Genomic DNA, 22,844 nt, shown 5'->3' with positions numbered 1-22,844 from the left:
TGATTGCTTATTGTTAAAGAGCGTGAAATGGAAATTTAAGCTGCGTTCTTTTCGGTGTGTGGAAACAACTTCGGAAGATCCGGGCGAATCTGGTATGCCTTCACTACTCCACCAGTAGCCGTAACAATGCTGCCGACATGTTCAGGGGATACCTTTGCTTTGTTGTGAAGCCACTTATAGACGGCCTGCTGTGAAACTTCGCAAGCAGCGCCCAGTTTCTTTTGTGAACCAACGATATTGATCGCTGTTTTGATAGCTGGGTTCATAACAACCTCCGTGGTTAATTTGAATCAAGATTAAAACTATGGTTGTTTTTAGTCAACAACCATTTTCGTTTGATGGAATAAAACCTTGGTTGTACATTTGGACTATGAAAACAACACTCTCAGAAAGACTTAAAGAAGCCAGATTAGCGCGAGGCCTTACACAAAAGGCGCTTGGGGATTTGGTCGGGGTTAGCCAGGCTGCTATTCAGAAAATCGAAACAGGGAAAGCTAATCAAACAACTAAAATCGTGGAGATCGCGAACGCTTTGGGTGTGCGCGCAGAATGGTTATCTTCTGGCGTTGGAAATATGTCAGACAGTACAGTGCAACCAATACAATCAACTGTCAGCCATTCCAAATACTTCAAGATTGACGTTCTTGATATAGAAGTCAGTGCTGGGCCGGGAGTCATCAACCGTGAGTTTGTAGAAGTTCTACGCTCGGTTGAGTACTCGTTTGACGATGCTCGTCACATGTTCGATGGTAGGAAGGCGGAAAATATCCGCATCATTAACGTGCGTGGTGACAGCATGTCAGGAACGATCGAACCAGGTGATCTGCTGTTCGTTGATATCACAGTTAAATCTTTCGACGGTGATGGTATCTATGCGTTTCTGTACGACGACACAGCCCATGTAAAGCGCCTGCAAATGATGAAGGATAAGCTGCTGGTCATCTCTGATAACAAAAGCTACTCACCGTGGGACCCGATCGAGAAAGACGAGATGAACCGGGTGTTCATCTTCGGTAAGGTTATTGGGAGCATGCCGCAGACGTACAGGAAGCATGGTTAATAATTAGCCTGTAGCTTTTTAAGGCACACTCTTTTCAAGAATATTAAATAGAACACTATATGGCATAAACAAGGACTTAGGATGGAAAAGCCTAGCTTCCCACCTCTTCTTACAGCAGGATTTCATGATATGGATAGTGATGGCATCAAGTCTCTTTGTGTCGACACCTTCCCAAAATCCGTTAGAAGAAGTATGCTATACTGTAATTTTATACAGCTTATTGAGCAATTTAAACTTGTTAATCAGCAGTGTCTATGTTTCTCTGAAGTGTGGATCGATGGTTCATTCACTACAGAGAAACCTGAACCTGATGACATAGATATACTCGTGGTCGTCGATTATTTGGCCCTAAACTCTTTGCCAAACACGCTGATGCCATTGGTCAGCTCATTGTTAAATAGAGATTTTATTAAAGAAAACTACAGCATTGACGTTCTTTTGCTGCCTGAAAATCATCCAGAAATCGATTATAGTGAAAGGCGAAGTTACTGGAGAGGGTGGTTTGGTTTTGATCGGAAGGAGAATCCTAAAGGCCTCGTGAGGGTAATGTTATGAGCGAAGAAAAAACATTCAACTCCCTCAAGGAGCGAATTGCGTTCATTCAACGCGATGTGGATCTGCTTGCTCAAAATAAGGGGAGATCATTTGCTGATGACATTATATTTAGATCACTTGACTCCCATCTGAGCGATCTCCGAGAGAGACAACGTGCAATCGATAACCAACATCCTTTACGTGATTTCATGGAGTTGAGATTAAAAGGTGTTTTGGTCGATTTCGGGTCTATTCCGTTAGATATTCTATCTGTAATTTCAGGTAATCTCGCATCCCTTGTACAGAAAGCAGTTTACCGACTTGGATCTGGGAAAGATTCTAGTCGTGTGCCGATTGATGTTAAAAAATCATTAGACATGAGATTGGCAGACTTGCGTCCAGGTTCGACGAAGTTAGGTGTTACTTTTTCTACTGGTTCTTGCGAGCTCATCGAAACAGTATCCAGTCATGCTGTTAAGGAGATTTTTGCACTACTCTCATCCATTGATGAAGAAACATTCACGGCTAAAATTGCCGAAATTGGTTCGCAATCAACAGCTAACCTAAAAAACATCATAAATGAGTGCGAAAAATATAGTCTTAACTTTGATCTTACTTGGATTGGACCTTTAAGTGATGGTACCAGACAAGTGTCAATTTCTTCAGAAGATATAAAAAAACTGAATGCTCGCTTAGCTTTAACGAAGGTCATTCAGCTACCGGATGAGCATATATCAGGCGAACTTGCTATTTTATCCATGTACGGGAAATTGGAGATTGCAAGCGAGCTTGGAAAAATAAAGGCTTCTTATCCGATTGATATGTTAGGAGAAATTCAAAGTAAATATAAAGTTGGTGAACGAATATCGCTCGTAGTAAGCGTTTCTGAGATTCACAATGAAAGATTAGGAACATCACGACGTAACTACATGGTTAAAAAAATCGAATAGTGATGCTACCCGGCCACCGTGCCGGGTTTTCTTTTGCCCTCCCCTCATCACACACACCGTTAAAAAAACCACCATAACCTCGCTTCAGTTATCGCTATGCGATTCAAGTCACAAAATAAATCCATCCTAAATACAACCAGTTATATCTAAAACAACCAATAAAACAACTTTTGTTGTTGACGATAAAACAACTATAGTTTTAAATAAGTTCATCGCAACAACACAACGATACGGCAACTACCTGATTCACCGTTGCGATGACCGCTTAGATCCGCAGCTTGAATTTCAGCAGGCTTCGGGGAGTGCGAGGGATGAAACGGACGCGTGAACGTCGGTGTGACCAGCTGAAATCAACTCAACATTTCATACCTTAGTCGCTTCAACGAGGCGGCTTAGTTATGACAACCGGCGGCCATCCACCGCCTGAATACGCGCAGAAGTCTTTATATGTTCAGCAGCCCAGCTTACGGGCAGGAGTTTTTATGGTTCATCAACATTACGGAACGCAGACCGTTAATCGCGGTGCGGTCATGCCAGGAATGCTGGTCAAACGCAAAGATGGTACCTGGACTGCATCAGCTAATTTACGCGGACGACTTTATCTGCATCGCGGCATTGAGCGCACTTATACCCGTGACTTGCTCGTGGAAGTTTTTCTCGACGGACGCGGCAACGGTCTGAATCACTAATCCCCTTTCCTGTTTTCCGAATCAGCCTGGCATTCCGCGGGCGATTTTTTCACAGCCATTTTCAGGAGTTCAGCCATGAACGCTTATTACATTCAGGATCGTCTTGAGGCTCAGAGCTGGGCGCGTCACTACCAGCAGATCGCCCGTGAAGAGAAAGAGGCAGAACTGGCAGACGACATGGAAAAAGGCCTGCCCCAGCACCTGTTTGAATCGCTATGCATCGATCATTTGCAACGCCACGGGGCCAGCAAAAAAGCCATTACCCGTGCGTTTGATGACGATGTTGAGTTTCAGGAGCGCATGGCAGAACACATCCGGTACATGGTTGAAACCATTGCTCACCACCAGGTTGATATTGATTCAGAGGTATAAAACGGATGAGTACAGCACTCGCAACGCTGGCAGGGAAGCTGGCTGAACGTGTCGGCATGGATTCTGTCGACCCACAGGAACTGATCACCACTCTTCGCCAGACGGCATTTAAAGGTGATGCCAGCGATGCGCAGTTCATCGCATTATTGATCGTCGCCAACCAGTACGGCCTTAATCCGTGGACGAAAGAAATTTACGCCTTTCCTGATAAGCAGAATGGCATCGTTCCGGTGGTGGGCGTTGATGGCTGGTCCCGCATCATCAATGAAAACCAGCAGTTTGATGGCATGGACTTTGAGCAGGACAATGAATCCTGTACATGCCGGATTTACCGCAAGGACCGTAATCATCCGATCTGCGTTACCGAATGGATGGATGAATGCCGCCGCGAACCATTCAAAACTCGCGAAGGCAGAGAAATCACCGGGCCGTGGCAGTCGCATCCCAAACGGATGTTACGTCATAAAGCCATGATTCAGTGTGCCCGTCTGGCCTTCGGATTTGCTGGTATCTATGACAAGGATGAAGCCGAGCGCATTGTCGAAAATACCGCATACACTGCAGAACGTCAGCCGGAACGCGACATCACTCCGGTTAACGATGAAACCATGCAGGAGATTAACACTCTGCTGATCGCCCTGGATAAAACATGGGATGACGACTTATTGCCGCTCTGTTCCCAGATATTTCGCCGCGACATTCGTGCATCGTCAGAACTGACACAGGCCGAAGCAGTGAAAGCTCTTGGATTCCTGAAACAGAAAGCCACTGAGCAGAAGGTGGCAGCATGACACCGGACATTATCCTGCAGCGTACCGGGATCGACGTGAGAGCTGTCGAACAGGGGGATGATGCATGGCACAAATTACGGCTCGGCGTCATCACCGCTTCACAAGTTCACAACGTGATAGCAAAGCCCCGCTCAGGAAAGAAGTGGCCTGACATGAAAATGTCCTACTTCCACACCCTGCTGGCTGAGGTTTGCACCGGTGTGGCTCCGGAAGTTAATGCTAAGGCGCTGGCCTGGGGAAAACAGTACGAGAACGACGCCAGAGCCCTGTTTGAGTTCACTTCCGGCGTGAATGTTACTGAATCCCCGATCATCTATCGCGACGAAAGTATGCGCACCGCCTGCTCTCCCGATGGTTTATGCAGTGACGGCAACGGCCTTGAACTGAAATGCCCGTTTACCTCCCGGGATTTCATGAAGTTCCGGCTCGGTGGTTTCGAGGCCATAAAGTCGGCTTACATGGCCCAGGTGCAGTACAGCATGTGGGTGACACGAAAAGATGCCTGGTACTTTGCCAACTATGACCCGCGTATGAAGCGTGAAGGACTGCATTATGTCGTGGTTGAGCGGGATGAAAATTACATGGCGAGTTTTGACGAGATGGTGCCGGAGTTCATCGAAAAAATGGACGAGGCACTGGCTGAAATTGGTTTTGTATTTGGGGAGCAATGGCGATGACGCATCCTCACGATAATATCCGGGTAGGCGCGATCACTTTCGTCTACTCCATTACAAAGCGAGGCTGGGTATTTCCCGGCCTTTCTGTTATCAGAAATCCCCTGAAAGCACAGCGGCTGGCTGAGAAGATAAATAATAAACGGGAGGCGGTATGCACAAAGCATCTCCTGTTGAGTTAAGAACGAGCATTGAGATGGCACATAGCCTTGCTCAAATTGGAGTCAGGTTTGTGCCAATACCAGCAGAAACAGACGAAGAATTTCATACGTTAGCCGCATCCCTTTCACAAAAGCTGGAAATGATGGTGGCGAAAGCAGAAGCAGATGAGAGAGACCCGGTATGACAGCCACGGAATGCATTTTTCTGGCAGCGGGCTTCATATTCTGTGTGCTTATGCTTGCCGACATGGGACTTGTTCAATGACACCTCAGCAGGAAAACGCCCTTCGCAGCATTGCCCGTCAAGCTAATTCTGAAATCAAAAAAGCCAGACAGCAGTTTCCGGATAAAAACGTCGATGACATTTGCCGTAGCGTACTGAAGAAGCACCGCGAAACGGTAACGCTGATGGGATTCACACCGACTCATTTAAGCCTGGCGATCGGCATGTTAAACGGCGTCTTTAAGGAACGGTTAACATGAAAAGCAAAATCATCAGGGAGCTACAGGCTCCTTTTTTATTGTTCGCATTCATCCTCAAGCGTATTAACCAACAATTCAGGGATTAATGGAAGATGGCAGACATCATTGATTCAGCATCAGAAATCGAAGAATTACAGCGCAATACAGCAATAAAAATGCGTCGTCTGAACTACCAGACTGTATCCGCAACTCATTGTTGTGAGTGTGGCGATCCGATAGATGAGCGAAGACGCCTGGCTGTTCAGGGTTGTCGGACTTGTGCAAGTTGCCAGGAGGAGATCGAACTTAAGAACAAACAATGGGGACTATGATGGCCTCAAAGCAGCAAATTTCAACATCGTCCAACTGAGGTGTAAAAATGTTCAGAATCATTTTTCCTAACACCTGGTACGTCGACCACCACGGCACTCCCTGCAAAATCCTGCGTTCTACCCACAACAAAGTTCACTACATCCGAAAAGGCAGAACATGTATCGCCAGCATGTTCCGCTTTAATCATGACTTTGAACCTGTGAATAAAGCTGATGCAGATCGGATAGCAGAAGAGATCGAAACGGCAGAACACATTAAGAAGTTACGTGACATGCGTTCAAAAAGCAGAGGTAACCATGGAATCATACAGCCTCACACTCGATGAGGCCTGTCAGTTTCTTAAGATATCCAGACCAACCGCCACCAACTGGATACGAACAGGCCGCCTACAGGCAACACGTAAAGATCCAACCAAGCCAAAATCTCCTTACCTCACAACACGGCAAGCCTGCATTGCGGCGCTTCAGTCTCCGCTGCATACTGTCCAGGTGAGCGCGGGTGATGGCATAACAGAGGAAAGAAAATGTCACTCTTCCGCAGAAATGAAATATGGTATGCCTCGTATTCGCTCCCGGGCGGGAAACGAATTAAGGAATCTCTTGGCACAAAGGACAAGCGGCAAGCTCAGGAGTTGCACGACAAGCGAAAAGCAGAACTCTGGCGAGTAGAAAAGCTAGGGGATTTACCTGATGTCACTTTTGAAGAGGCCTGCCTAAGATGGCTTGAGGAAAAAGCTGATAAAAAATCTCTCGATTCAGATAAAAGCCGGATTGAGTTCTGGCTTGAACATTTTGAGGGTATAAGGCTTAAAGATATCTCGGAGGCAAAGATTTACTCTGCTGTAAGCAGAATGCATAACAGAAAGACGAAAGAAATATGGAAACAGAAAGTTCAGGCCGCCATCAGGAAAGGTAAAGAACTGCCTGTTTATGAACCAAAGCCAGTATCAACTCAGACAAAGGCAAAGCATCTTGCCATGATAAAGGCCATTCTCCGTGCTGCAGAACGCGACTGGAAGTGGCTGGAAAAAGCGCCTGTCATCAAGATACCAGCGGTCAGAAACAAGCGAGTCAGATGGCTGGAAAAGGAGGAAGCAAAACGCCTTATTGATGAGTGCCCCGAACCACTGAAATCTGTCGTCAAGTTTGCGCTGGCAACTGGTCTGAGAAAGTCGAACATCATAAATCTGGAATGGCAACAAATCGACATGCAGCGACGAGTTGCCTGGGTGAATCCAGAAGAGAGCAAATCAAACCGCGCCATTGGTGTGGCGCTGAACGATACCGCCTGTAAAGTGTTGCGTGATCAAATAGGCAAGCATCACAAATGGGTGTTTGTACATACCAAGGCGGCTAAGCGAGCAGATGGAACATCAACGCCTGCGGTCAGGAAGATGCGCATCGACAGCAAGACATCATGGCTATCAGCTTGTCGTCGTGCAGGAATTGAAGATTTCCGTTTCCATGACCTCAGACACACCTGGGCAAGCTGGCTGATTCAGTCAGGCGTCCCATTATCAGTGCTTCAGGAAATGGGCGGATGGGAGTCCATAGAAATGGTTCGTAGGTATGCTCACCTTGCGCCTAATCATTTGACAGAGCATGCGAGGAAAATAGACGACATTTTTGGTGATAATGTCCCAAATATGTCCCACTCTGGAATTATGGAGGATATAAAGAAGGCGTAACTGATTGAATTGTAATGGCGCGCCCTGCAGGATTCGAACCTGCGGCCCACGACTTAGAAGGTCGTTGCTCTATCCAACTGAGCTAAGGGCGCGTTGATACCGCAATGCGGTGTAATCGCGTGAATTATACGGTCAACCCTTGCTGAGTCAATGGCTTTTGATCTGGTTGCTGAACAAGTGAACGACCGCGTCTGATTTTCTGATTTATTTCGCTATAGCGGCAAACAAACGTACACCGCTGCGCGTCTGAATCAAGAAAACCCGTATTTTCATGTATCAAAGTACAATTTCCCGCCCTAACGGAAAATTGTCCGATCCTATGAGACTGGTAACTATGAAACCAACGTCGGTGATCATTATGGATACTCATCCTATCATCAGAATGTCTATTGAAGTTCTGTTGCAAAAAAACAGTGAATTGCAAATTGTCCTGAAAACGGATGATTATCGCATAACCATCGATTATCTCCGAACCCGTCCTGTTGATTTAATCATTATGGATATAGACTTGCCCGGAACAGACGGTTTTACCTTCCTGAAAAGGATCAAACAAATCCAGAGCACAGTGAAAGTATTATTTTTATCATCGAAATCAGAATGCTTTTATGCTGGCAGAGCGATACAAGCTGGTGCTAACGGTTTTGTCAGTAAATGCAATGATCAGAATGATATTTTTCATGCCGTTCAGATGATCCTCTCCGGATACACTTTTTTTCCCAGCGAAACGCTCAACTATATAAAAAGCAATAAATGTAGCACGAATAGTTCAACGATCACTGTGCTATCTAATCGTGAAGTGACGATATTACGTTATCTGGTCAGCGGATTATCTAATAAAGAAATTGCCGATAAGTTATTACTTAGCAATAAAACAGTTAGTGCGCATAAATCTAATATTTATGGCAAGCTAGGATTGCATTCAATTGTAGAGCTTATCGACTACGCCAAATTATATGAATTAATATAATATTAATTATAATTGATCATAAATATCGCATCCGCTTTCGCCACACCTGGCTGAACACCGCTGGCTAACGCTCGATAATTGGCAAAAAAGTTTAGTGTGACATTGCCATTTGCATCTACTTCCTCAGTCGGGCTCGCCTCCCCCAGTGCGAGCCGGGAGCGATCGCTATTACGTAATTCGATGGCGACGGTTTGTGCCATTGCGGGATCATCCAGAGCCAGCAGATTGGTATCGGATGCCGGCGTTCCCGTAAATAAAATCGCGACTGAACCCGGAGGACATCCCTCCAGCCGCAGGCTAAAAGGGACGAGTGCCGTGGTATCGCCAGCGGTCAGTAGTTGTGTCGTAGGCCATCTGCCTAAATCTACCGTCTTATCAATATCCGCTGTGTTTACGGTACAGGAGAAATCAACAACGTTACCGTGCAAATTGATATTAATCGTTCCTAAAGGGTCAACTGCCCATCCACTGGAACTCCACAGTAGCCCGCAGAAACAGCTAAAGAGCACTCTTCTCATTCTCCGTACCTCATTGATAATCGACGCGTAAATACCCCAGCGCGCTAAACGGCCCTTCGGTCGGTTTTTGACCGGTAATACTGATAGGCCAGGCGCGAAGTGTGACATTGGCTGCCGCAGCTGCATCCAGACGGAAAGGAATAACGCTATTGAGATCGTTAGGCGTGATCGGCGTATCGTTCTGATCGGCCACAATAAAACCTAAATCCTGATTGTCCGACACCATCGCCTGACCAGAAACGGCACTGGCTTCCAGACGCATTGTTAAATAAGCCTGCGCAGCAACATTCGTACATTTGATCGCAATGCTCTTGGTTTGCGGCATGACACCAGCTGGTCGATTCCCCGGCCCTGCCGCACTAAATAACGATGCGCCGATATCACCAAAATCAAATTCAACAATTTGCCCGGCATTTAATTCGCAGTTTTGCGGTACTTCAACCCGGCCACCAAAACTAATGGTATAAACAGGTGTAACCAACGGATCGTTAGGCGTTGATGTCACATACACGGTAAACATCACCTGTCTGGGGATCTCCACCATGTTAATAAAGGGACGAATAACCTTTAAACGAAATATCAAACGAGAATCCATCACCCCGAACGGAAGGTTTTGCGAAACGTTAGGATCTGTTCCCATACGAATATAATTTTGCGGAGGGAATTGAATATCCATCACGCTATCAACCAGACTCATCGCACCTAATAGATAATCATTTAATTGCATATATTTATAATTATCGATAGTTTCCTGAACAATAAAGTTAGTGACATAACTACGGTATGTATAATTCACCAGCGTGCCGGGTGGACAAATTGCTGACACACCTACCCAGCCGGATTTTTCCGGTAAAACAACAATCTGGCCTGGCTGGTTATTGGTGCTATTAAAGACATTTGAGAGATCATAGTGTTCATCTTCTGCTACGCCAGTACTATTTGCACAAACAGTAGCCCAGGATATGTTTGCCAGACACAAACATGCCATTGCCAATAATAATCTGCAGATTATCTTCATTGATAATTTCCTTTATGAGCCAGGATGTGTGCAAACTGCCGAAATAACAGTGACGGCTTGCTGTAAGCTTTGCTTCGGCAATACATAGTGCGCAATGCAGCGTGAGTTTGCACCGTCTCCCCACTGAACCAGTAATTCACCAGACAATGGCGCACCGCTTAAATAAACTTGCCCGTCATCACCCACCATACTGGTTATTCCGGTACTGTTTTCCCGTACCAGTGATCCAAACGGCACCGGTTTTCCGCCCTGGGTAACGGTAATGAGCGCCCGCACGCCTATGCGGGTATCAAAATTGGCACGAACCAACGCGCCTTGCGTCGGCACAACGCTGCTAATATTTTTTTCAACATCGATGGAATTCCCCATCGTATTGGTATCAAGCGCGATACGGTTATACCGATAAACCGTGGCATACGGCATCACCGCATAGCCGCGCCAGTCGGTTAAAATGCCAGTTTGATTTTCAATGCGTACACCGCCTGCGCCAGGCGCTTTAATCAAAACATTGGTATCCCCTAAAGGCTGGCTCAGCGTTATACCATTTTCATGCCCGACCACACCGCCAGACAGCTGCCAGTTAACGTCATGTTGATCGCGGTCGTAGTTATACCCGACCCCCAGCGTACCGTAAGTGGCCTGCCAGTTTGCCGTAGCGCTACCCGTATACCCATTATTCGAGGTATCGCCCTGGCTTACGTGATAACTCAGGTTGTGGCCTTCCAGTAAGGTCCCACCTACACCTGCCAGCCAGCTATTTTGCCCGTTGCTGTTACGGTTGGCGTTAAAGGAGGCATAAGCGCGGTCGAGCGCATTTTCCCGGGTGTAGCGACGTTTGGTCAAAACATTGAAAGGCACTGAAACATTAAGTCCGACAATACGTTCGTTATCGGGAATCCCTACAGATTCATTCCACGAAAATGAGAGCGAATAACTGATGCCAACCCAGCTGCTGGTATACCCCACCTGATACCACGTATCTGAATCCGAAGTATTCCAGTATTTTTGATGGGTACCAGAAATATAAAGCGAGCCAAAGTCATTAAGTGATTGTGAAATATTTAACTGCAAACGGTCTTTACGGCTAAAGCGTAAATTGTGGTAATTCACGATTATCGGTTCATCGCGATGCTCACCGTCATAATCGTAATCATATTCGTACCCCTCCATTCGACGATACGCAACATCATCAAGGGTATAAAAACCTTGTGTCGAATAGCGGTAACCCATTAACTGAAAATTGGTGCCGAAAGTGTTCATTGATTTCGCATAGAGGAAGCGAATGGAATCCCCCTCATGACGACTGTCGTCGGCTAACTGACTGCGCGCATGCGTTACATCCAGCGACACTGCGCCCCAGTTCCCGAGGTTGCGCCCCAACCCTAACAAAAAGGCGGTGTAATTTGCAGATAATTGCGTCCCGCCGTAGGCAGTAAATTCCTGTGGTAAACCGCCGAGTGCCGTACCCTGAAAAAAGAAAGGCGATGATTGCTGACTATTACCGCTACGAAAATCGCCCGCCGTCAGGTCAAATTTGAAACGCCCTTCGCGTTGTAAAATCGGCACTGTTGAATACGGAATTGTATAATTCTGCTGATTGCCATCGCGCTCGTCGATGGTGACATCCAGATCGCCATTTGAAGATGTCGGGTGCAAATCTGTAATTTCAAAAGCGCCGGGGGAAACATAGCTTTGATAGATAATAAAACCATTTTGCCGAATCGTTAGCTGGGCCGCCGTACGGGCAATCCCACGTACCGTTGGGGCAAACCCTTGCTGGCTATCAGGATACATATTATCGGAAGAATAAAGCCGTACACCACGAAATCCAACGCCATCGAAAATATCACTTCCTGTATTGCCGTCTCCCATTACCAGTTCACTTTTCAGCGGAATAATGGCGCGCTGTACCCAGGTGCCAATATTATTCCACTGTTCTGAATGATATCCATTTCCGCGAAAATAGTTCCAGGAACCATTGTTGCGTAAACGCCACGGGCCAATATTAATCCCGCTGAGCTCACTAAAAAAATAGCTATCGTTACCATTACCTCTGTTACCGGTGAAATTATAATTCAGGAGTAAAGCAGGAATACCTTCATCCCACTCTTCAGGCGGAATGTAACCGTGAGCGCTACTCAACAACGCTATCTGAGGAATAGTGATGTTCAGGCGCATCGCTGCAAAATCAAAGTTAATTGTGGCATCAGGTACAGCTTTCAGTAAATTAATGCATTTATTATTTTGCTGCTGGGCTAACTCGGGGAATGCACTGCTATTAAGGCCAATTCGTTCAAGGAGTGCCTGATTAAAACAAGGCATTAACCCACCTGATTTATCACCTGTATTTACTGTCGTCGATTCAAATACGATATCCTGTGAACCAATGAACTCATCATTACGCCAGAGATCCACCCGATACACGCCCGCAGGTTGATGATTACCTCTCTCAAAGCGCGATAAATCAGCAACGGATGTGCCATTCTCTAATAAAAATGCCGGGTTGAAATAACTTTCCGCATAGCTTAAAAAGGAGGGTAAAATGGCAAGAGATGAATAACAAATTCCGGCCAGACACCAGGTATACCTCTGCGGAATATCCGTAGTAGTGGGTATTTTCATAATTAGCTCTGATATTGTCAGATGATTCGGTTAGTTTAAGTTCACTTCTCTGACCGGGGTTACTGAACCATAATCATTAACGGTCTGAAATTTCAGCTTTCCCTGCACTCCTGAGGGTAAGGGAATTTGTGAATTAACTCTGGGTGCAGCCATAGCATTCCCCAGTTTTTGGCTGCCCACTTGCAAGTTAACCAGGGTGACATAAAAAGGTGATGGATTATGAACATTGATATAGTTACCGGATCGCGAAAACTTGAGTGTGTACGGCGCTTCTGCGGGTAATTCTTGTAATTGAATTGGACGGAGAAATAATTTCATGCGCGATAAAATCGCCAGTTGCAAAACATTCCTGCCGTTCAATGCATTTTTATCTACCGAAGGGATCGTCTTAACATTCATCCAGAACAGAGACTCACGATCTGCCGCCAGCGGTGGACCGGTGTAAATAATACGCAAAGTATTTTCGCTTTTGGGTTCACTAACAAACAGTGGCGGTGTAATGATGAATGACTTTTCTTTTACACCGCTGCTGTTTTCAATCCATGAATTGACCAGAAAGCGCTCATTGGTATGGCTATTTCTAATCCATACCGCAGTCTGTTTAGCATCAGCGGGATAAATAATACGCGTGGCACCTAATGCGATCCCTCCGGCAGCATGAGCGCTGGCCGAAATGATTAAATAAAATATAATGAGCATCAATAACTTTATTTTAGTCATCATAGTTAATACGCCTTGTGTATTCCTGACGGCAAAAATAAGAAATATAAAGAAATGATTGCTTTGGTTTCTTACAACACATCATTCCCTTTTCATTTAATAAAGCGGCATGATACAAAGTGAATATGATTTCGATTTACATTGCCACCATACCGCTTCAGACAACCGGTACATTACTTTGTTATAAGACGTGATATATAATTCAAAACAACGTGGTTTTGATTATTCGTATCTCATAATAAAAGTCGCGTCAGCATTTGCTTGCCCTGCTGATGCACTTGTACCGGTGCCTTTATAACGTGCAGAAAAATGAAGAACGTTGGTCCCGGGGATCAAGTTCTGGTTGGTTGAGAAGCTATTCCCATCAGGTTTGAGAATTGCGGATGTATTATCAAGTATTTCAATACCGACACCCGTTGCTGTTGTTGTATTAGTACTGGATGCAATGGCCAATAAATTATCATTGATTGCATCCGCCTGACCAGAAAATGCAACGGCAGCATTAGCGGCAACGACAGGATCGCAGTCGTTCAACTGTATAGTGAATGGAATTAATGCAGAGGTATTACCAACAGCATTGAAAATATCGGTACGATATTGACCGAGTGTGACAACCTGGTCTGCCGAGTCAGTATTCACTGAACAGGCAGCATTCACCAGTTCGCCTTCAAAGTGAATTGTACCGCCATCTACAACGGCAGCATAACTACCCGTAGCGGCGAATAGTGCGGCGGCCAGCGCAGACGAAATAAATCTTAATTTCATATATATTCCTTCAATCTCATTTATCGACTCCACATCCGTATATAACCGATTACTTTATTTAAGACACTGATAGTAGTAAATTCCTTTTTATCCTCTAAGAATGTCTTAATTGAAAATATGCACTCTATTCTAAAAAATAGAGAGCCCCGTTAGATGAATACTTCCGCGCAAAATATATTCAACACAAATATAGACCTGAAGCGGTAAATTACCAGGCCGAAAATTCTTTTTATATTGTCAGGTATTTCTTAAATTATCTTAATCCTTTGACAAGGAAATAAGTCAGTTCCAGATTTACAACGCCATCATGGACGAAAAATGAAGCTTTCAATCTCAGCGACAGTGCGCCTCACCTTCGCACGAGGTCGCTTCACGCGATAAATCTGAAACGAAACCTGACAGCGCGCCCCGCTTCTGACAAAATAGGCGCATCCCCTTCGACCTACGTAACAGATGGAATCCTCTCTCTGATGGCAGCAAAGATTATTGACGGTAAAACGATTGCGCAGCAGGTGCGCTCTGAAGTTGCTCAAAAAGTTCAGGCGCGTATTGCAGCCGGACTGCGGGCACCAGGACTGGCCGTTGTGCTGGTGGGTAGTAACCCTGCATCGCAAATTTATGTCGCAAGCAAACGCAAGGCTTGTGAAGAAGTCGGGTTCGTCTCCCGCTCTTACGACCTCCCGGAAACCACCAGCGAAGCGGAGCTGCTGGAGCTTATCGATACGCTGAATGCCGACAACACCATCGATGGCATTCTGGTTCAACTGCCGTTACCGGCGGGTATTGATAACGTCAAAGTGCTGGAACGAATTCACCCGGACAAAGACGTAGACGGTTTCCATCCTTATAACGTCGGTCGCCTGTGCCAGCGCGCGCCGCGTCTGCGTCCCTGCACCCCGCGCGGTATTGTCACGCTGCTTGAGCGTTACAACATTGATACCTTCGGCCTCAACGCCGTGGTGATTGGCGCATCGAATATCGTTGGCCGCCCGATGAGCATGGAACTGCTACTGGCAGGTTGCACCACCACCGTGACTCACCGTTTCACTAAAAATCTGCGTCACCACGTAGAAAATGCCGATCTATTGATCGTTGCCGTCGGTAAGCCAGGCTTTATTCCCGGTGACTGGATCAAAGAAGGCGCAATTGTGATTGATGTCGGCATCAACCGTCTGGAAAATGGCAAAGTTGTGGGCGACGTCGTGTTTGAAGACGCGGCTAAACGCGCCTCATACATTACGCCTGTTCCCGGCGGCGTTGGCCCGATGACGGTTGCCACGCTGATTGAAAACACGCTACAGGCGTGCGTTGAATATCATGATCCACAGGGTGAGTAACATGGCGACATTTTCTTTAGGTAAACATCCGCACGTTGAGCTGTGCGACTTGCTGAAACTGGAAGGCTGGAGCGAAAGCGGCGCGCAGGCGAAAATCGCGATTGCCGAAGGCCAGGTAAAAGTCGACGGTGCGGTTGAAACGCGCAAACGCTGCAAAATCGTCGCCGGTCAGACAGTGAGTTTTGCCGGTCACAGCGTACAGGTTGTTGCCTGATCCCTTCCCCGGCCTGTATCAACAGGCCGGTTCTCTTTTCAGACTTTTGCCCTCTACGCCCCGTTCATCCATGCTGATAGCATCGACATTTTGCCGAAGGGACCATCATGCCAACCGTTATTACGCACGCCGCCGTTCCCCTTTGCATTGGTTTAGGGTTGGGTTCGAAAGTCATCCCTCCGCGCCTGTTATTTGCCGGAATCATCCTGGCGATGCTGCCCGATGCCGACGTCTTGTCGTTTAAATTTGGCGTTGCTTACGGCAATGTTTTTGGTCATCGCGGGTTTACCCATTCGCTGGTGTTTGCGTTTGTTGTCCCGCTGTTATGTGTGCTGATTGGACGCCGATGGTTCAGGGCTGGGCTGATTCGCTGCTGGCTGTTTTTAACCGTCTCGTTGCTATCGCACAGCTTGCTGGATTCGGTAACCACTGGCGGTAAAGGGGTTGGCTGGCTGTGGCCGTGGTCAGATGAACGCTTTTTCGCTCCCTGGCAGGTGATTAAAGTCGCGCCGTTTGCATTGTCTCGTTACAGCACACCGTACGGGCATCAGGTGATTATTTCTGAATTGATGTGGGTGTGGTTGCCGGGGATGCTACTGATGGGAATGTTGTGGTGGCGCAGACGATAACCGGATGCGAAAACTCGCATCCGGCAATAGCGCAATTACTTACGACGCCAGGTGGTCCCTTGCGGGCCATCTTCCAGCACGATCCCCATCTCGTTAAGACGGTCACGCGCCGCATCTGCCGCCGCCCAGTCTTTCGCTTTACGGGCATCCAGACGCTGTTGAATTAACGCTTCAATCTCAGCCACTTCGCTGTCGTCTGCCTGCGCGCCGCTTTGCAGGAACGCTTCCGGTTCTTGCTCCAGCAGGCCCAATACGGAGGAAAGTTTACGCAGATGAGACGCCATCGCGTTTGCCGCTGCCATATCTTCTGCTTTCAGACGGTTTACTTCACGCGCCATATCAAACAGCACGGAATAGGCTTCCGGGGTGTTGAAATCGTCGTCCATCGCTTCAATAAAGCGCGCTTCAAACGCTTCGCCACCCGCAGGCGCAACGGTTTTATCGGTGCCGCGCAGCGCAGTGTAGAGACGCTCCAGCGCCGCACGCGCCTGCTTCAGGTTCTCTTCGCTGTAGTTCAGCTGGCTGCGATAGTGGCCCGACATCAGGAAGTAACGCACGGTTTCGGCATCGTAGTATTTCAGCACATCGCGCACGGTGAAGAAGTTACCCAGCGATTTGGACATCTTCTCGCGGTCAACCATTACCATCCCGGAGTGCATCCAGTAGTTCACATACTGACCATCATGCGCACAGGTGGACTGAGCGATTTCGTTTTCGTGGTGTGGGAACATCAGGTCAGAACCGCCGCCGTGGATATCAAAGTGGTTCCCCAGCTGCTTGCAGTTCATTGCCGAACATTCAATGTGCCAGCCTGGACGGCCCGGGCCCCACGGCGACGGCCAGCTCGGTTCGCCCTCTTTCGACATCTTCCACAGAACGAAATCCATCGGGTTGCGTTTGTCGTCGACCACGTCAACGCGCGCGCCTGCCTGCAGCTGGTCGAGATCCTGACGCGACAGCACGCCATATGTCGGATCGGTCGGTACGTCAAACATCACGTCGCCGTTGTCCGCCACATAAGCGTGACCTTTGGCGATCAGTTGTTCAGTGAGTTCAATAATTTCTGCGATATGGTGCGTCGCGCGCGGCTCCATATCCGGGCGCAGAATGTTCAAAGCATCAAAATCTTTGTGCATTTCGGCGATCATGCGATCCACCAGCGCCACAAAGCTTTCGCCATTTTCATTGGCGCGTTTGATGATTTTGTCGTCGATATCAGTAATGTTGCGCACATACTTCAGCTTATAGCCGAGGAAACGCAGATAGCGCGCAACCACGTCAAAGGCAACAAAGGTACGCCCGTGACCGATATGACAGAGATCGTAAACGGTGATTCCACACACGTACATGCCGACTTCCCCGGCGTGAATAGGCTTAAATTCCTCTTTTTGGCGTGTCAGAGTATTGAAGATTTTTAGCATCGAAGATTCCGTTTAGACATGTGTGGGTAATTGAGTTGCGTATAATACCCATATTTCCCGCGCGAATCAGCATACATTGCGTGATGATCCGATCGTGCGGTTATGCTATAACACCACCCTATATATGACCCGAACCGGGTTGAAGCACCAATCAAACGGAACAGGATGCAAAAATGGTTACTTTCCACACCAATCACGGCGATATTGTCATCAAAACTTTTGACGATAAAGCACCTGAAACAGTTAAAAACTTCCTGGACTACTGCCGCGAAGGTTTTTACAACAACACCATTTTCCACCGTGTTATCAACGGCTTTATGATTCAGGGCGGCGGTTTTGAACCGGGTATGAAACAAAAAGCCACCAAAGAACCGATCAAAAACGAAGCCAACAACGGTCTGAAAAATACCCGTGGTACGCTGGCAATGGCCCGTACTCAGGCACCGCACTCTGCAACTGCACAGTTCTTCATCAACGTGGTTGATAACGACTTCCTGAACTTCTCTGGCGAAAGCCTGCAAGGTTGGGGCTACTGCGTGTTTGCTGAAGTGGTTGAAGGCATGGACGTGGTAGACAAAATCAAAGGTGTTGCAACCGGTCGTAGCGGTATGCACCAGGACGTGCCAAAAGAAGACGTTATCATTGAAAGCGTGACCGTTAGCGAGTAATCGTGGCGACACTCTTTATTGCAGATCTTCATCTCTGCGCGGAAGAACCGGCGATCACCGCCGGTTTTCTGCGTTTTTTAGCGGGGGAAGCCCGCAAGGCCGACGCGCTGTATATTCTTGGCGATCTGTTTGAAGCGTGGATTGGCGACGACGATCCCAACCCACTCCATCGCCAGATGGCGGCAGCGATCAAAGCGGTGTCCGATTCCGGTGTTCCCTGTTATTTCATTCATGGCAACCGTGATTTTCTGCTCGGCAAACGCTTTGCCCGTGAAAGCGGCATGACGTTATTGCCGGAAGAAAAGGTGCTCGAACTGTATGGTCGCCGGGTATTGATTATGCATGGCGACACGCTGTGCACCGATGACGCCGGTTATCAGGCTTTTCGCGCCAAAGTCCACAAACCCTGGCTGCAAACGCTATTCCTCGCCCTGCCGTTGTTTGTGCGCAAACGCATTGCCGCGCGAATGCGAGCGAACAGCAAAGAAGCCAACAGCAGTAAATCGCTGGCGATCATGGACGTTAACCAAAACGCGGTAGTCAGTGCGATGGAAAAACATCAGGTGCAATGGCTGATTCACGGGCATACCCATCGCCCGGCAGTACATGAACTTATCGCCAATCAGCAACCTGCTTTCCGCGTCGTGCTGGGAGCCTGGCATACTGAAGGTTCAATGGTGAAAGTCACGGCGGATGACGTTGAGCTGATTCATTTTCCGTTTTAAAAAACCCGCAACTTTGCTGATTTCACAGCCACGCAACCGTTTTCCTTGCTCTCTTTCCGTGCTATTCTCTGTGCCCTCTAAAGCCGAGAGTTGTGCACCACAGGAGTTTTAAGACGCATGTCTTCCCGCAATAATCCGGCGCGTGTCGCCATCGTGATGGGGTCCAAAAGCGACTGGGCTACCATGCAGTTCGCCGCCGAAATCTTCGAAATCCTGAATGTCCCGCACCACGTTGAAGTGGTTTCTGCTCACCGCACCCCCGATAAACTGTTCAGCTTCGCCGAAAGCGCCGAAGAGAACGGTTATCAGGTGATTATTGCGGGCGCAGGCGGCGCAGCGCACCTGCCAGGTATGATTGCCGCCAAAACGCTGGTGCCGGTGCTGGGCGTGCCAGTACAGAGCGCCGCACTGAGCGGTGTCGATAGCCTCTACTCCATCGTACAAATGCCACGCGGCATTCCGGTGGGTACGCTGGCGATTGGTAAAGCTGGCGCGGCAAACGCGGCATTACTGGCAGCACAAATTCTTGCGACTCATGATAAAGAACTGCACCAGCGTCTGAATGACTGGCGCAAAGCACAAACTGATGAAGTGCTGGAAAACCCGGACCCGCGAGGTGCGGCATGAAACAGGTTTGCGTCCTCGGTAACGGGCAGTTAGGCCGTATGCTGCGTCAGGCAGGCGAACCGTTAGGCATTGCTGTCTGGCCGGTCGGACTGGACGCTGAACCGGCGGCGGTGCCTTTTCAACAAAGCGTGATTACCGCTGAGATCGAACGCTGGCCGGAAACCGCATTAACCCGCGAACTGGCGCGCCATCCGGCCTTTGTGAACCGCGATGTGTTCCCGATTATTGCCGACCGTCTGACTCAGAAACAGCTTTTCGATAAGCTCCACCTGCCGACCGCACCGTGGCAGTTACTTGCCGATCGCAGCGAGTGGCCTGCGGTGTTTGATCGTTTAGGTGAGCTGGCGATTGTTAAGCGTCGCACTGGTGGCTATGACGGTCGCGGTCAATGGCGTTTACGTGCCGATGAAACCGAACAGTTACCGGCAGAGTGTTACGGCGAATGTATTGTCGAGCAGGGCATTAACTTCTCTGGCGAAGTGTCGCTGGTTGGCGCGCGCGGCTTTGATGGTAGCACCGTGTTTTATCCGCTGACGCATAACCTGCATCAGGACGGTATTTTGCGTACCAGCGTCGCTTTCCCGCAGGCCAATGCGCAGCAGCAAGCGCAAGCCGAAGAGATGCTGTCGGCGATTATGCAGGAGCTGGGCTATGTGGGCGTGATGGCGATGGAGTGTTTTGTCACCCCGCAAGGTCTGCTGATCAACGAACTGGCTCCGCGTGTGCATAACAGCGGTCACTGGACACAAAACGGTGCCAGCATCAGCCAGTTTGAGCTGCATCTGCGGGCGATTACCGATCTGCCGTTACCGCAACCGGTAGTGAATAGTCCGTCGGTGATGATCAACCTGATTGGTAGCGATGTGAATTATGACTGGCTGAAATTGCCGCTGGTGCATCTGCACTGGTACGACAAAGAAGTCCGTCCGGGCCGTAAAGTGGGGCATCTGAATTTGACCGACAGCGACACATCGCGTCTGACCGCGACGCTGGAAGCCTTAATCCCGCTGCTGCCGCCAGAGTATGCCAGCGGCGTGATTTGGGCGCAGAGTAAGTTCAGTTAACCTGGTGCACATATTCTTACCGGATTCGGCGTGAACGCCTTATCCGGCTTAACGCTCCGGTACCCATTGTAGGCCTGATAAGACGCGTCAAGCGTCGCATCAGGCACAAATGTCTAATGCCTACGACTACAGCGAAATACAGGTCCCCGCTTCGCCCGCCAGCGTCTCTTCAATCCGCGATAACGCCCCAATCCACGCAGGTTTGCCACGGCTTCTGACATAGCCACTCACCGCCGTTACCTTCGGCCCCATCGAACCATCGGCTTTGGCAAATGGCGCTAACTCATCCGGTGTGGCACGGCGAATGGCGCGTTGCTGCGGCGTTCCCCAGTTTTCATAAACCGCGTCAGCATCGGTGAGGATCACCAGCCCATCGGCGTTAATCTGCTCGGCGAGCAACGCAGCGGCGAGATCTTTATCAATCACTGCTTCGCTCCCTGCTCCGTCGTCCGTCACAGGCACACCGCCACCACCACTGCAAATCACCACATGCCCCTCTTTGAGCAACAACTCGATGGCTTCGCTGTCGAGAATTTTACGCGGTTGCGGAGACGCCACCACCCGGCGCAAGTATTTACCATCACGTTTCATCTGCCAGCCGTAAGCCGCTTCCAGTGCCTTTTGTTCTTCTGGCTGATAAACCGGACCGATAAACTTCTCTGGCTGTAAAAATGCCGGATCATCAGGCGAAACTTCAATGCGCGTCAGCACCGTCGTGACAGGCGGCATCTGCGGCTGTGCGCTCAAGCTCTGCGCCAGCATATAGCCAATCATCCCCTGGCTTTCCGCCACCAGCACATCCAGCGGATACGGTTCCACTTCTTTCCACGCCAGATTCTGCAATGCCAGCAGCCCCACCTGCGGCCCGTTGCCGTGAACAATCGCCAGCCGATAAGAACGGGCCAGGCGTGCCAGCGCGGGTACAGCACTGGCGATATTGCGATATTGATTTTCCGCCGTCAGCGCCTCACCGCGCTGGAGTAAGGCGTTGCCCCCAAGAGCCACAACCAGTGTTTTCATGGTTTTCCTTGTAATAATTGTTGACCAAGCCAGAACCCCAGCAGCGTATCTGCCCCTGACGTATGCCCCAGCGCCAGCAGCGAATCAATCGCAACAGCGGTACGTTTCGGGCAACTCAGAGCATGGACAAAGTGCAGGAGTGGCGAGGCGAAATATCCTTGCGCGGCATAACGTAAATAACTGACGCTCACCGCTGTGGTAACGAGTTGAAGATTGTCGGAACAGGCAAAAAACTGGCGACCGGAGCGCGTATCTAAAGCGCCATAATACCAGGCCGCCAGCAGCATTCCGCTCAGCGTGTCATCATGACTCGGCGTTAATCCCGGACCTTTGCCCAGCCAGTGCCGCCAGTCGGTCTTCACGCCATTGAGCGCGGCCTGAAAACAGTGGCGAAACTGGCGTAATTCAGCAGGAAGCGGATCGCCTGCCGCCAACGCCAGTGGCCCGAAAAGCCCGGTTTCCTCCGCGCGTTGCATCCATGCAGCTGCAAGCGGTTGAGGATGCGCAGGCGGCGTAATACGCAGCAAACAATAACGCTGTGGCTGTTTAACCGTGAAACGTCCGAGGCGAATCCCTTGTGCCACAACCTGCGGTTGTTCATTGCCGCATAATCCACCGCATAACGCATCGAATTGCGCGCGGCGAAGCACCCATCCTCCGGGGCCGAAACCACTACCCTGACGATGCAGTGTTAACAATTCACCGCTTTCCGTCATCAGGTTAATCGCCCGCCGCCACACGCCCGCTAACCGCCAGGACTGGCGATAATTCGGTGCACTACGGCTGGCAAGCAGAGGATGGATGATCGTCATTGTG

General features: G+C 48.9%; 30 protein-coding genes, 1 tRNA gene and 1 pseudogene. 22 read left to right on the top strand and 10 right to left on the bottom strand.

Going from position 1 to position 22,844, the window contains the following annotated elements; all coding sequences use genetic code 11:
- Positions 1–35 precede the first annotated feature (35 nt).
- Complete coding sequence (locus G434_RS03245; protein ID WP_001067458.1) at positions 36–266, bottom strand: transcriptional regulator; 231 nt, start codon at positions 264–266, stop codon at positions 36–38.
- 104 nt (positions 267–370) lie between these two features.
- On the opposite strand from G434_RS03245, the gene G434_RS03250 reads away from it, so the two are divergent.
- The 14 genes and pseudogenes from G434_RS03250 (at position 371) to G434_RS03310 (ending at position 7,713) form a co-directional block, all read left to right on the top strand.
- Entirely contained in the window at positions 371–1,060 is a 690-nt protein-coding gene (locus G434_RS03250; protein WP_000858975.1) for a S24 family peptidase, read from the top strand.
- An 81-nt stretch (positions 1,061–1,141) separates the two neighbouring features.
- Positions 1,142–1,615, top strand: coding sequence for a DUF6932 family protein (locus tag G434_RS03255; RefSeq protein ID WP_000414677.1), 474 nt, complete (start codon positions 1,142–1,144; stop codon positions 1,613–1,615).
- Positions 1,612–2,544 carry a hypothetical protein gene (locus G434_RS03260; protein WP_001288169.1) on the top strand — a complete coding sequence of 311 codons (933 nt, stop codon included), beginning with the start codon at positions 1,612–1,614 and terminating at the stop codon, positions 2,542–2,544. Before G434_RS03255 ends, G434_RS03260 begins: the two co-directional genes overlap by 4 nt.
- Before the next feature lie 482 nt (positions 2,545–3,026).
- The gene (locus G434_RS03265; RefSeq protein WP_000233582.1) at positions 3,027–3,233 is read left to right on the top strand and encodes a phage encoded cell division inhibitor protein; all 207 of its coding nucleotides are present in this window, start codon (positions 3,027–3,029) and stop codon (positions 3,231–3,233) included.
- A gap of 75 nt (positions 3,234–3,308) precedes the next feature.
- Positions 3,309–3,605, top strand: a complete 297-nt coding sequence (locus tag G434_RS03270) for a host-nuclease inhibitor Gam family protein (protein ID WP_000995439.1) — start codon at positions 3,309–3,311, stop codon at positions 3,603–3,605.
- 5 nt (positions 3,606–3,610) lie between these two features.
- A complete protein-coding gene (gene bet, locus G434_RS03275; protein ID WP_000100847.1) occupies positions 3,611–4,396 on the top strand; it encodes a phage recombination protein Bet in 786 nt (261 codons plus the stop codon).
- On the top strand, positions 4,393–5,073 hold the full coding sequence (locus tag G434_RS03280) for a lambda exonuclease family protein (RefSeq protein ID WP_001532806.1): 681 nt from the start codon (positions 4,393–4,395) through the stop codon (positions 5,071–5,073). The genes bet and G434_RS03280 overlap by 4 nt, the downstream gene beginning before the upstream one ends.
- Positions 5,070–5,252: a DUF1317 domain-containing protein gene (locus G434_RS03285; RefSeq protein WP_000149534.1), complete on the top strand. Its 183-nt coding sequence runs from the start codon at positions 5,070–5,072 to the stop codon at positions 5,250–5,252. The genes G434_RS03280 and G434_RS03285 overlap by 4 nt, the downstream gene beginning before the upstream one ends.
- Complete coding sequence (locus G434_RS03290) at positions 5,225–5,416, top strand: DUF1382 family protein (RefSeq protein WP_001513180.1); 192 nt, start codon at positions 5,225–5,227, stop codon at positions 5,414–5,416. The genes G434_RS03285 and G434_RS03290 overlap by 28 nt, the downstream gene beginning before the upstream one ends.
- A 76-nt stretch (positions 5,417–5,492) precedes the next feature.
- Positions 5,493–5,714, top strand: coding sequence for a hypothetical protein (locus G434_RS03295; RefSeq protein ID WP_000188871.1), 222 nt, complete (start codon positions 5,493–5,495; stop codon positions 5,712–5,714).
- 92 nt (positions 5,715–5,806) lie between these two features.
- On the top strand, positions 5,807–6,025 hold the full coding sequence (locus G434_RS03300; RefSeq protein ID WP_000763385.1) for a TraR/DksA family transcriptional regulator: 219 nt from the start codon (positions 5,807–5,809) through the stop codon (positions 6,023–6,025).
- Positions 6,026–6,072: 47 nt separating this feature from the next.
- Positions 6,073–6,351, top strand: a complete 279-nt coding sequence (locus tag G434_RS03305; RefSeq protein WP_000488407.1) for a DUF4222 domain-containing protein — start codon at positions 6,073–6,075, stop codon at positions 6,349–6,351.
- Positions 6,323–6,388, top strand: a pseudogene (locus tag G434_RS30845) (helix-turn-helix domain-containing protein); the annotation flags it as partial. The gene G434_RS03305 and the pseudogene G434_RS30845, both read left to right, overlap by 29 nt.
- Positions 6,389–6,549: 161 nt before the next feature.
- Positions 6,550–7,713, top strand: a complete 1,164-nt coding sequence (locus G434_RS03310) for an integrase (RefSeq protein ID WP_001299447.1) — start codon at positions 6,550–6,552, stop codon at positions 7,711–7,713.
- Between the two features lie 15 nt (positions 7,714–7,728).
- Here G434_RS03310 and G434_RS03315 read toward each other — a convergent pair.
- Positions 7,729–7,805 (bottom strand) — tRNA-Arg (locus G434_RS03315).
- A gap of 242 nt (positions 7,806–8,047) precedes the next feature.
- Between G434_RS03315 and fimZ the strand changes: the two genes are divergently transcribed.
- Positions 8,048–8,680 (top strand): fimbria biosynthesis transcriptional regulator FimZ, encoded by a 633-nt coding sequence (fimZ, locus tag G434_RS03320; protein WP_000805422.1) that lies wholly within the window; start codon positions 8,048–8,050, stop codon positions 8,678–8,680.
- Between the two features lie 2 nt (positions 8,681–8,682).
- Here the strand turns inward: fimZ and sfmF are convergent, their stop codons facing one another.
- The 5 genes from sfmF to fimA all read right to left on the bottom strand — a co-directional run bounded on the left by sfmF (position 8,683) and on the right by fimA (position 14,323).
- Positions 8,683–9,198, bottom strand: coding sequence for a fimbria assembly protein (gene sfmF / locus G434_RS03325; RefSeq protein ID WP_001309313.1), 516 nt, complete (start codon positions 9,196–9,198; stop codon positions 8,683–8,685).
- A gap of 10 nt (positions 9,199–9,208) precedes the next feature.
- Entirely contained in the window at positions 9,209–10,216 is a 1,008-nt protein-coding gene (gene fimH / locus G434_RS03330; RefSeq protein ID WP_000691065.1) for a type 1 fimbria D-mannose specific adhesin FimH, read from the bottom strand.
- 12 nt (positions 10,217–10,228) lie between these two features.
- Positions 10,229–12,838 carry a fimbrial biogenesis usher protein gene (locus G434_RS03335; RefSeq protein WP_001309312.1) on the bottom strand — a complete coding sequence of 870 codons (2,610 nt, stop codon included), beginning with the start codon at positions 12,836–12,838 and terminating at the stop codon, positions 10,229–10,231.
- A 30-nt stretch (positions 12,839–12,868) separates the two neighbouring features.
- On the bottom strand, positions 12,869–13,561 hold the full coding sequence (gene fimC, locus G434_RS03340) for a type 1 fimbria chaperone FimC (protein WP_000988368.1): 693 nt from the start codon (positions 13,559–13,561) through the stop codon (positions 12,869–12,871).
- 219 nt (positions 13,562–13,780) lie between these two features.
- Positions 13,781–14,323 (bottom strand): type 1 fimbrial major subunit FimA, encoded by a 543-nt coding sequence (gene fimA / locus G434_RS03345; RefSeq protein WP_000776555.1) that lies wholly within the window; start codon positions 14,321–14,323, stop codon positions 13,781–13,783.
- Positions 14,324–14,793: 470 nt separating this feature from the next.
- On the opposite strand from fimA, the gene folD reads away from it, so the two are divergent.
- From folD to G434_RS03360, 3 genes are all read left to right on the top strand, one after another.
- The gene (gene folD, locus G434_RS03350) at positions 14,794–15,660 is read left to right on the top strand and encodes a bifunctional methylenetetrahydrofolate dehydrogenase/methenyltetrahydrofolate cyclohydrolase FolD (RefSeq protein ID WP_000729161.1); all 867 of its coding nucleotides are present in this window, start codon (positions 14,794–14,796) and stop codon (positions 15,658–15,660) included.
- 1 nt (position 15,661) lies between these two features.
- Positions 15,662–15,874 carry a ribosome-associated protein YbcJ gene (gene ybcJ / locus G434_RS03355; RefSeq protein ID WP_000190288.1) on the top strand — a complete coding sequence of 71 codons (213 nt, stop codon included), beginning with the start codon at positions 15,662–15,664 and terminating at the stop codon, positions 15,872–15,874.
- 107 nt (positions 15,875–15,981) lie between these two features.
- Complete coding sequence (locus G434_RS03360) at positions 15,982–16,503, top strand: metal-dependent hydrolase (RefSeq protein WP_001143546.1); 522 nt, start codon at positions 15,982–15,984, stop codon at positions 16,501–16,503.
- Between the two features lie 35 nt (positions 16,504–16,538).
- Here the strand turns inward: G434_RS03360 and cysS are convergent, their stop codons facing one another.
- On the bottom strand, positions 16,539–17,924 hold the full coding sequence (cysS, locus tag G434_RS03365) for a cysteine--tRNA ligase (RefSeq protein ID WP_000912355.1): 1,386 nt from the start codon (positions 17,922–17,924) through the stop codon (positions 16,539–16,541).
- Positions 17,925–18,097: 173 nt separating this feature from the next.
- Between cysS and ppiB the strand changes: the two genes are divergently transcribed.
- From ppiB to purK, 4 genes are all read left to right on the top strand, one after another.
- On the top strand, positions 18,098–18,592 hold the full coding sequence (ppiB, locus tag G434_RS03370) for a peptidylprolyl isomerase B (RefSeq protein WP_000256002.1): 495 nt from the start codon (positions 18,098–18,100) through the stop codon (positions 18,590–18,592).
- 2 nt (positions 18,593–18,594) lie between these two features.
- Complete coding sequence (gene lpxH / locus G434_RS03375) at positions 18,595–19,317, top strand: UDP-2,3-diacylglucosamine diphosphatase (protein ID WP_000212237.1); 723 nt, start codon at positions 18,595–18,597, stop codon at positions 19,315–19,317.
- Between the two features lie 117 nt (positions 19,318–19,434).
- Complete coding sequence (gene purE / locus G434_RS03380) at positions 19,435–19,944, top strand: 5-(carboxyamino)imidazole ribonucleotide mutase (protein WP_001295318.1); 510 nt, start codon at positions 19,435–19,437, stop codon at positions 19,942–19,944.
- Positions 19,941–21,008 (top strand): 5-(carboxyamino)imidazole ribonucleotide synthase, encoded by a 1,068-nt coding sequence (purK, locus tag G434_RS03385; RefSeq protein ID WP_000815527.1) that lies wholly within the window; start codon positions 19,941–19,943, stop codon positions 21,006–21,008. Before purE ends, purK begins: the two co-directional genes overlap by 4 nt.
- 126 nt (positions 21,009–21,134) lie before the next feature.
- Here the strand turns inward: purK and G434_RS03390 are convergent, their stop codons facing one another.
- The gene (locus G434_RS03390; RefSeq protein WP_000855391.1) at positions 21,135–22,028 is read right to left on the bottom strand and encodes a carbamate kinase; all 894 of its coding nucleotides are present in this window, start codon (positions 22,026–22,028) and stop codon (positions 21,135–21,137) included.
- Positions 22,025–22,840 carry an oxamate carbamoyltransferase subunit AllH family protein gene (locus tag G434_RS03395; RefSeq protein WP_001305526.1) on the bottom strand — a complete coding sequence of 272 codons (816 nt, stop codon included), beginning with the start codon at positions 22,838–22,840 and terminating at the stop codon, positions 22,025–22,027. The genes G434_RS03390 and G434_RS03395 overlap by 4 nt, the downstream gene beginning before the upstream one ends.
- Positions 22,841–22,844 lie beyond the last annotated feature (4 nt).

Origin of the sequence: Escherichia sp. KTE172 (genome assembly GCF_000408845.1) — a bacterium.
In the GTDB taxonomy this organism is placed as follows: domain Bacteria; phylum Pseudomonadota; class Gammaproteobacteria; order Enterobacterales; family Enterobacteriaceae; genus Escherichia; species Escherichia coli.
The sequence above is the reverse complement of the archived record's forward strand: the minus strand, read 5'-3'. Positions and strand labels throughout refer to the sequence as shown.

Excerpts from the sequence above, each read along its gene's own strand:
- G434_RS03245 (WP_001067458.1), bottom strand. The coding sequence starts at position 266 with ATGAACCCAGCTATCAAAACAGCGATCAATATCGTTGGTTCACAAAAG.
- G434_RS03250 (WP_000858975.1), top strand. The coding sequence starts at position 371 with ATGAAAACAACACTCTCAGAAAGACTTAAAGAAGCCAGATTAGCGCGA.
- G434_RS03255 (WP_000414677.1), top strand. The coding sequence starts at position 1,142 with ATGGAAAAGCCTAGCTTCCCACCTCTTCTTACAGCAGGATTTCATGAT.
- G434_RS03260 (WP_001288169.1), top strand. The coding sequence starts at position 1,612 with ATGAGCGAAGAAAAAACATTCAACTCCCTCAAGGAGCGAATTGCGTTC.
- G434_RS03265 (WP_000233582.1), top strand. The coding sequence starts at position 3,027 with ATGGTTCATCAACATTACGGAACGCAGACCGTTAATCGCGGTGCGGTC.
- G434_RS03270 (WP_000995439.1), top strand. The coding sequence starts at position 3,309 with ATGAACGCTTATTACATTCAGGATCGTCTTGAGGCTCAGAGCTGGGCG.
- bet (WP_000100847.1), top strand. The coding sequence starts at position 3,611 with ATGAGTACAGCACTCGCAACGCTGGCAGGGAAGCTGGCTGAACGTGTC.
- G434_RS03280 (WP_001532806.1), top strand. The coding sequence starts at position 4,393 with ATGACACCGGACATTATCCTGCAGCGTACCGGGATCGACGTGAGAGCT.
- G434_RS03285 (WP_000149534.1), top strand. The coding sequence starts at position 5,070 with ATGACGCATCCTCACGATAATATCCGGGTAGGCGCGATCACTTTCGTC.
- G434_RS03290 (WP_001513180.1), top strand. The coding sequence starts at position 5,225 with ATGCACAAAGCATCTCCTGTTGAGTTAAGAACGAGCATTGAGATGGCA.
- G434_RS03295 (WP_000188871.1), top strand. The coding sequence starts at position 5,493 with ATGACACCTCAGCAGGAAAACGCCCTTCGCAGCATTGCCCGTCAAGCT.
- G434_RS03300 (WP_000763385.1), top strand. The coding sequence starts at position 5,807 with ATGGCAGACATCATTGATTCAGCATCAGAAATCGAAGAATTACAGCGC.
- G434_RS03305 (WP_000488407.1), top strand. The coding sequence starts at position 6,073 with ATGTTCAGAATCATTTTTCCTAACACCTGGTACGTCGACCACCACGGC.
- G434_RS03310 (WP_001299447.1), top strand. The coding sequence starts at position 6,550 with ATGTCACTCTTCCGCAGAAATGAAATATGGTATGCCTCGTATTCGCTC.
- fimZ (WP_000805422.1), top strand. The coding sequence starts at position 8,048 with ATGAAACCAACGTCGGTGATCATTATGGATACTCATCCTATCATCAGA.
- sfmF (WP_001309313.1), bottom strand. The coding sequence starts at position 9,198 with ATGAGAAGAGTGCTCTTTAGCTGTTTCTGCGGGCTACTGTGGAGTTCC.
- fimH (WP_000691065.1), bottom strand. The coding sequence starts at position 10,216 with ATGAAGATAATCTGCAGATTATTATTGGCAATGGCATGTTTGTGTCTG.
- G434_RS03335 (WP_001309312.1), bottom strand. The coding sequence starts at position 12,838 with ATGAAAATACCCACTACTACGGATATTCCGCAGAGGTATACCTGGTGT.
- fimC (WP_000988368.1), bottom strand. The coding sequence starts at position 13,561 with ATGATGACTAAAATAAAGTTATTGATGCTCATTATATTTTATTTAATC.
- fimA (WP_000776555.1), bottom strand. The coding sequence starts at position 14,323 with ATGAAATTAAGATTTATTTCGTCTGCGCTGGCCGCCGCACTATTCGCC.
- folD (WP_000729161.1), top strand. The coding sequence starts at position 14,794 with ATGGCAGCAAAGATTATTGACGGTAAAACGATTGCGCAGCAGGTGCGC.
- ybcJ (WP_000190288.1), top strand. The coding sequence starts at position 15,662 with ATGGCGACATTTTCTTTAGGTAAACATCCGCACGTTGAGCTGTGCGAC.
- G434_RS03360 (WP_001143546.1), top strand. The coding sequence starts at position 15,982 with ATGCCAACCGTTATTACGCACGCCGCCGTTCCCCTTTGCATTGGTTTA.
- cysS (WP_000912355.1), bottom strand. The coding sequence starts at position 17,924 with ATGCTAAAAATCTTCAATACTCTGACACGCCAAAAAGAGGAATTTAAG.
- ppiB (WP_000256002.1), top strand. The coding sequence starts at position 18,098 with ATGGTTACTTTCCACACCAATCACGGCGATATTGTCATCAAAACTTTT.
- purE (WP_001295318.1), top strand. The coding sequence starts at position 19,435 with ATGTCTTCCCGCAATAATCCGGCGCGTGTCGCCATCGTGATGGGGTCC.
- purK (WP_000815527.1), top strand. The coding sequence starts at position 19,941 with ATGAAACAGGTTTGCGTCCTCGGTAACGGGCAGTTAGGCCGTATGCTG.
- G434_RS03390 (WP_000855391.1), bottom strand. The coding sequence starts at position 22,028 with ATGAAAACACTGGTTGTGGCTCTTGGGGGCAACGCCTTACTCCAGCGC.
- G434_RS03395 (WP_001305526.1), bottom strand. The coding sequence starts at position 22,840 with ATGACGATCATCCATCCTCTGCTTGCCAGCCGTAGTGCACCGAATTAT.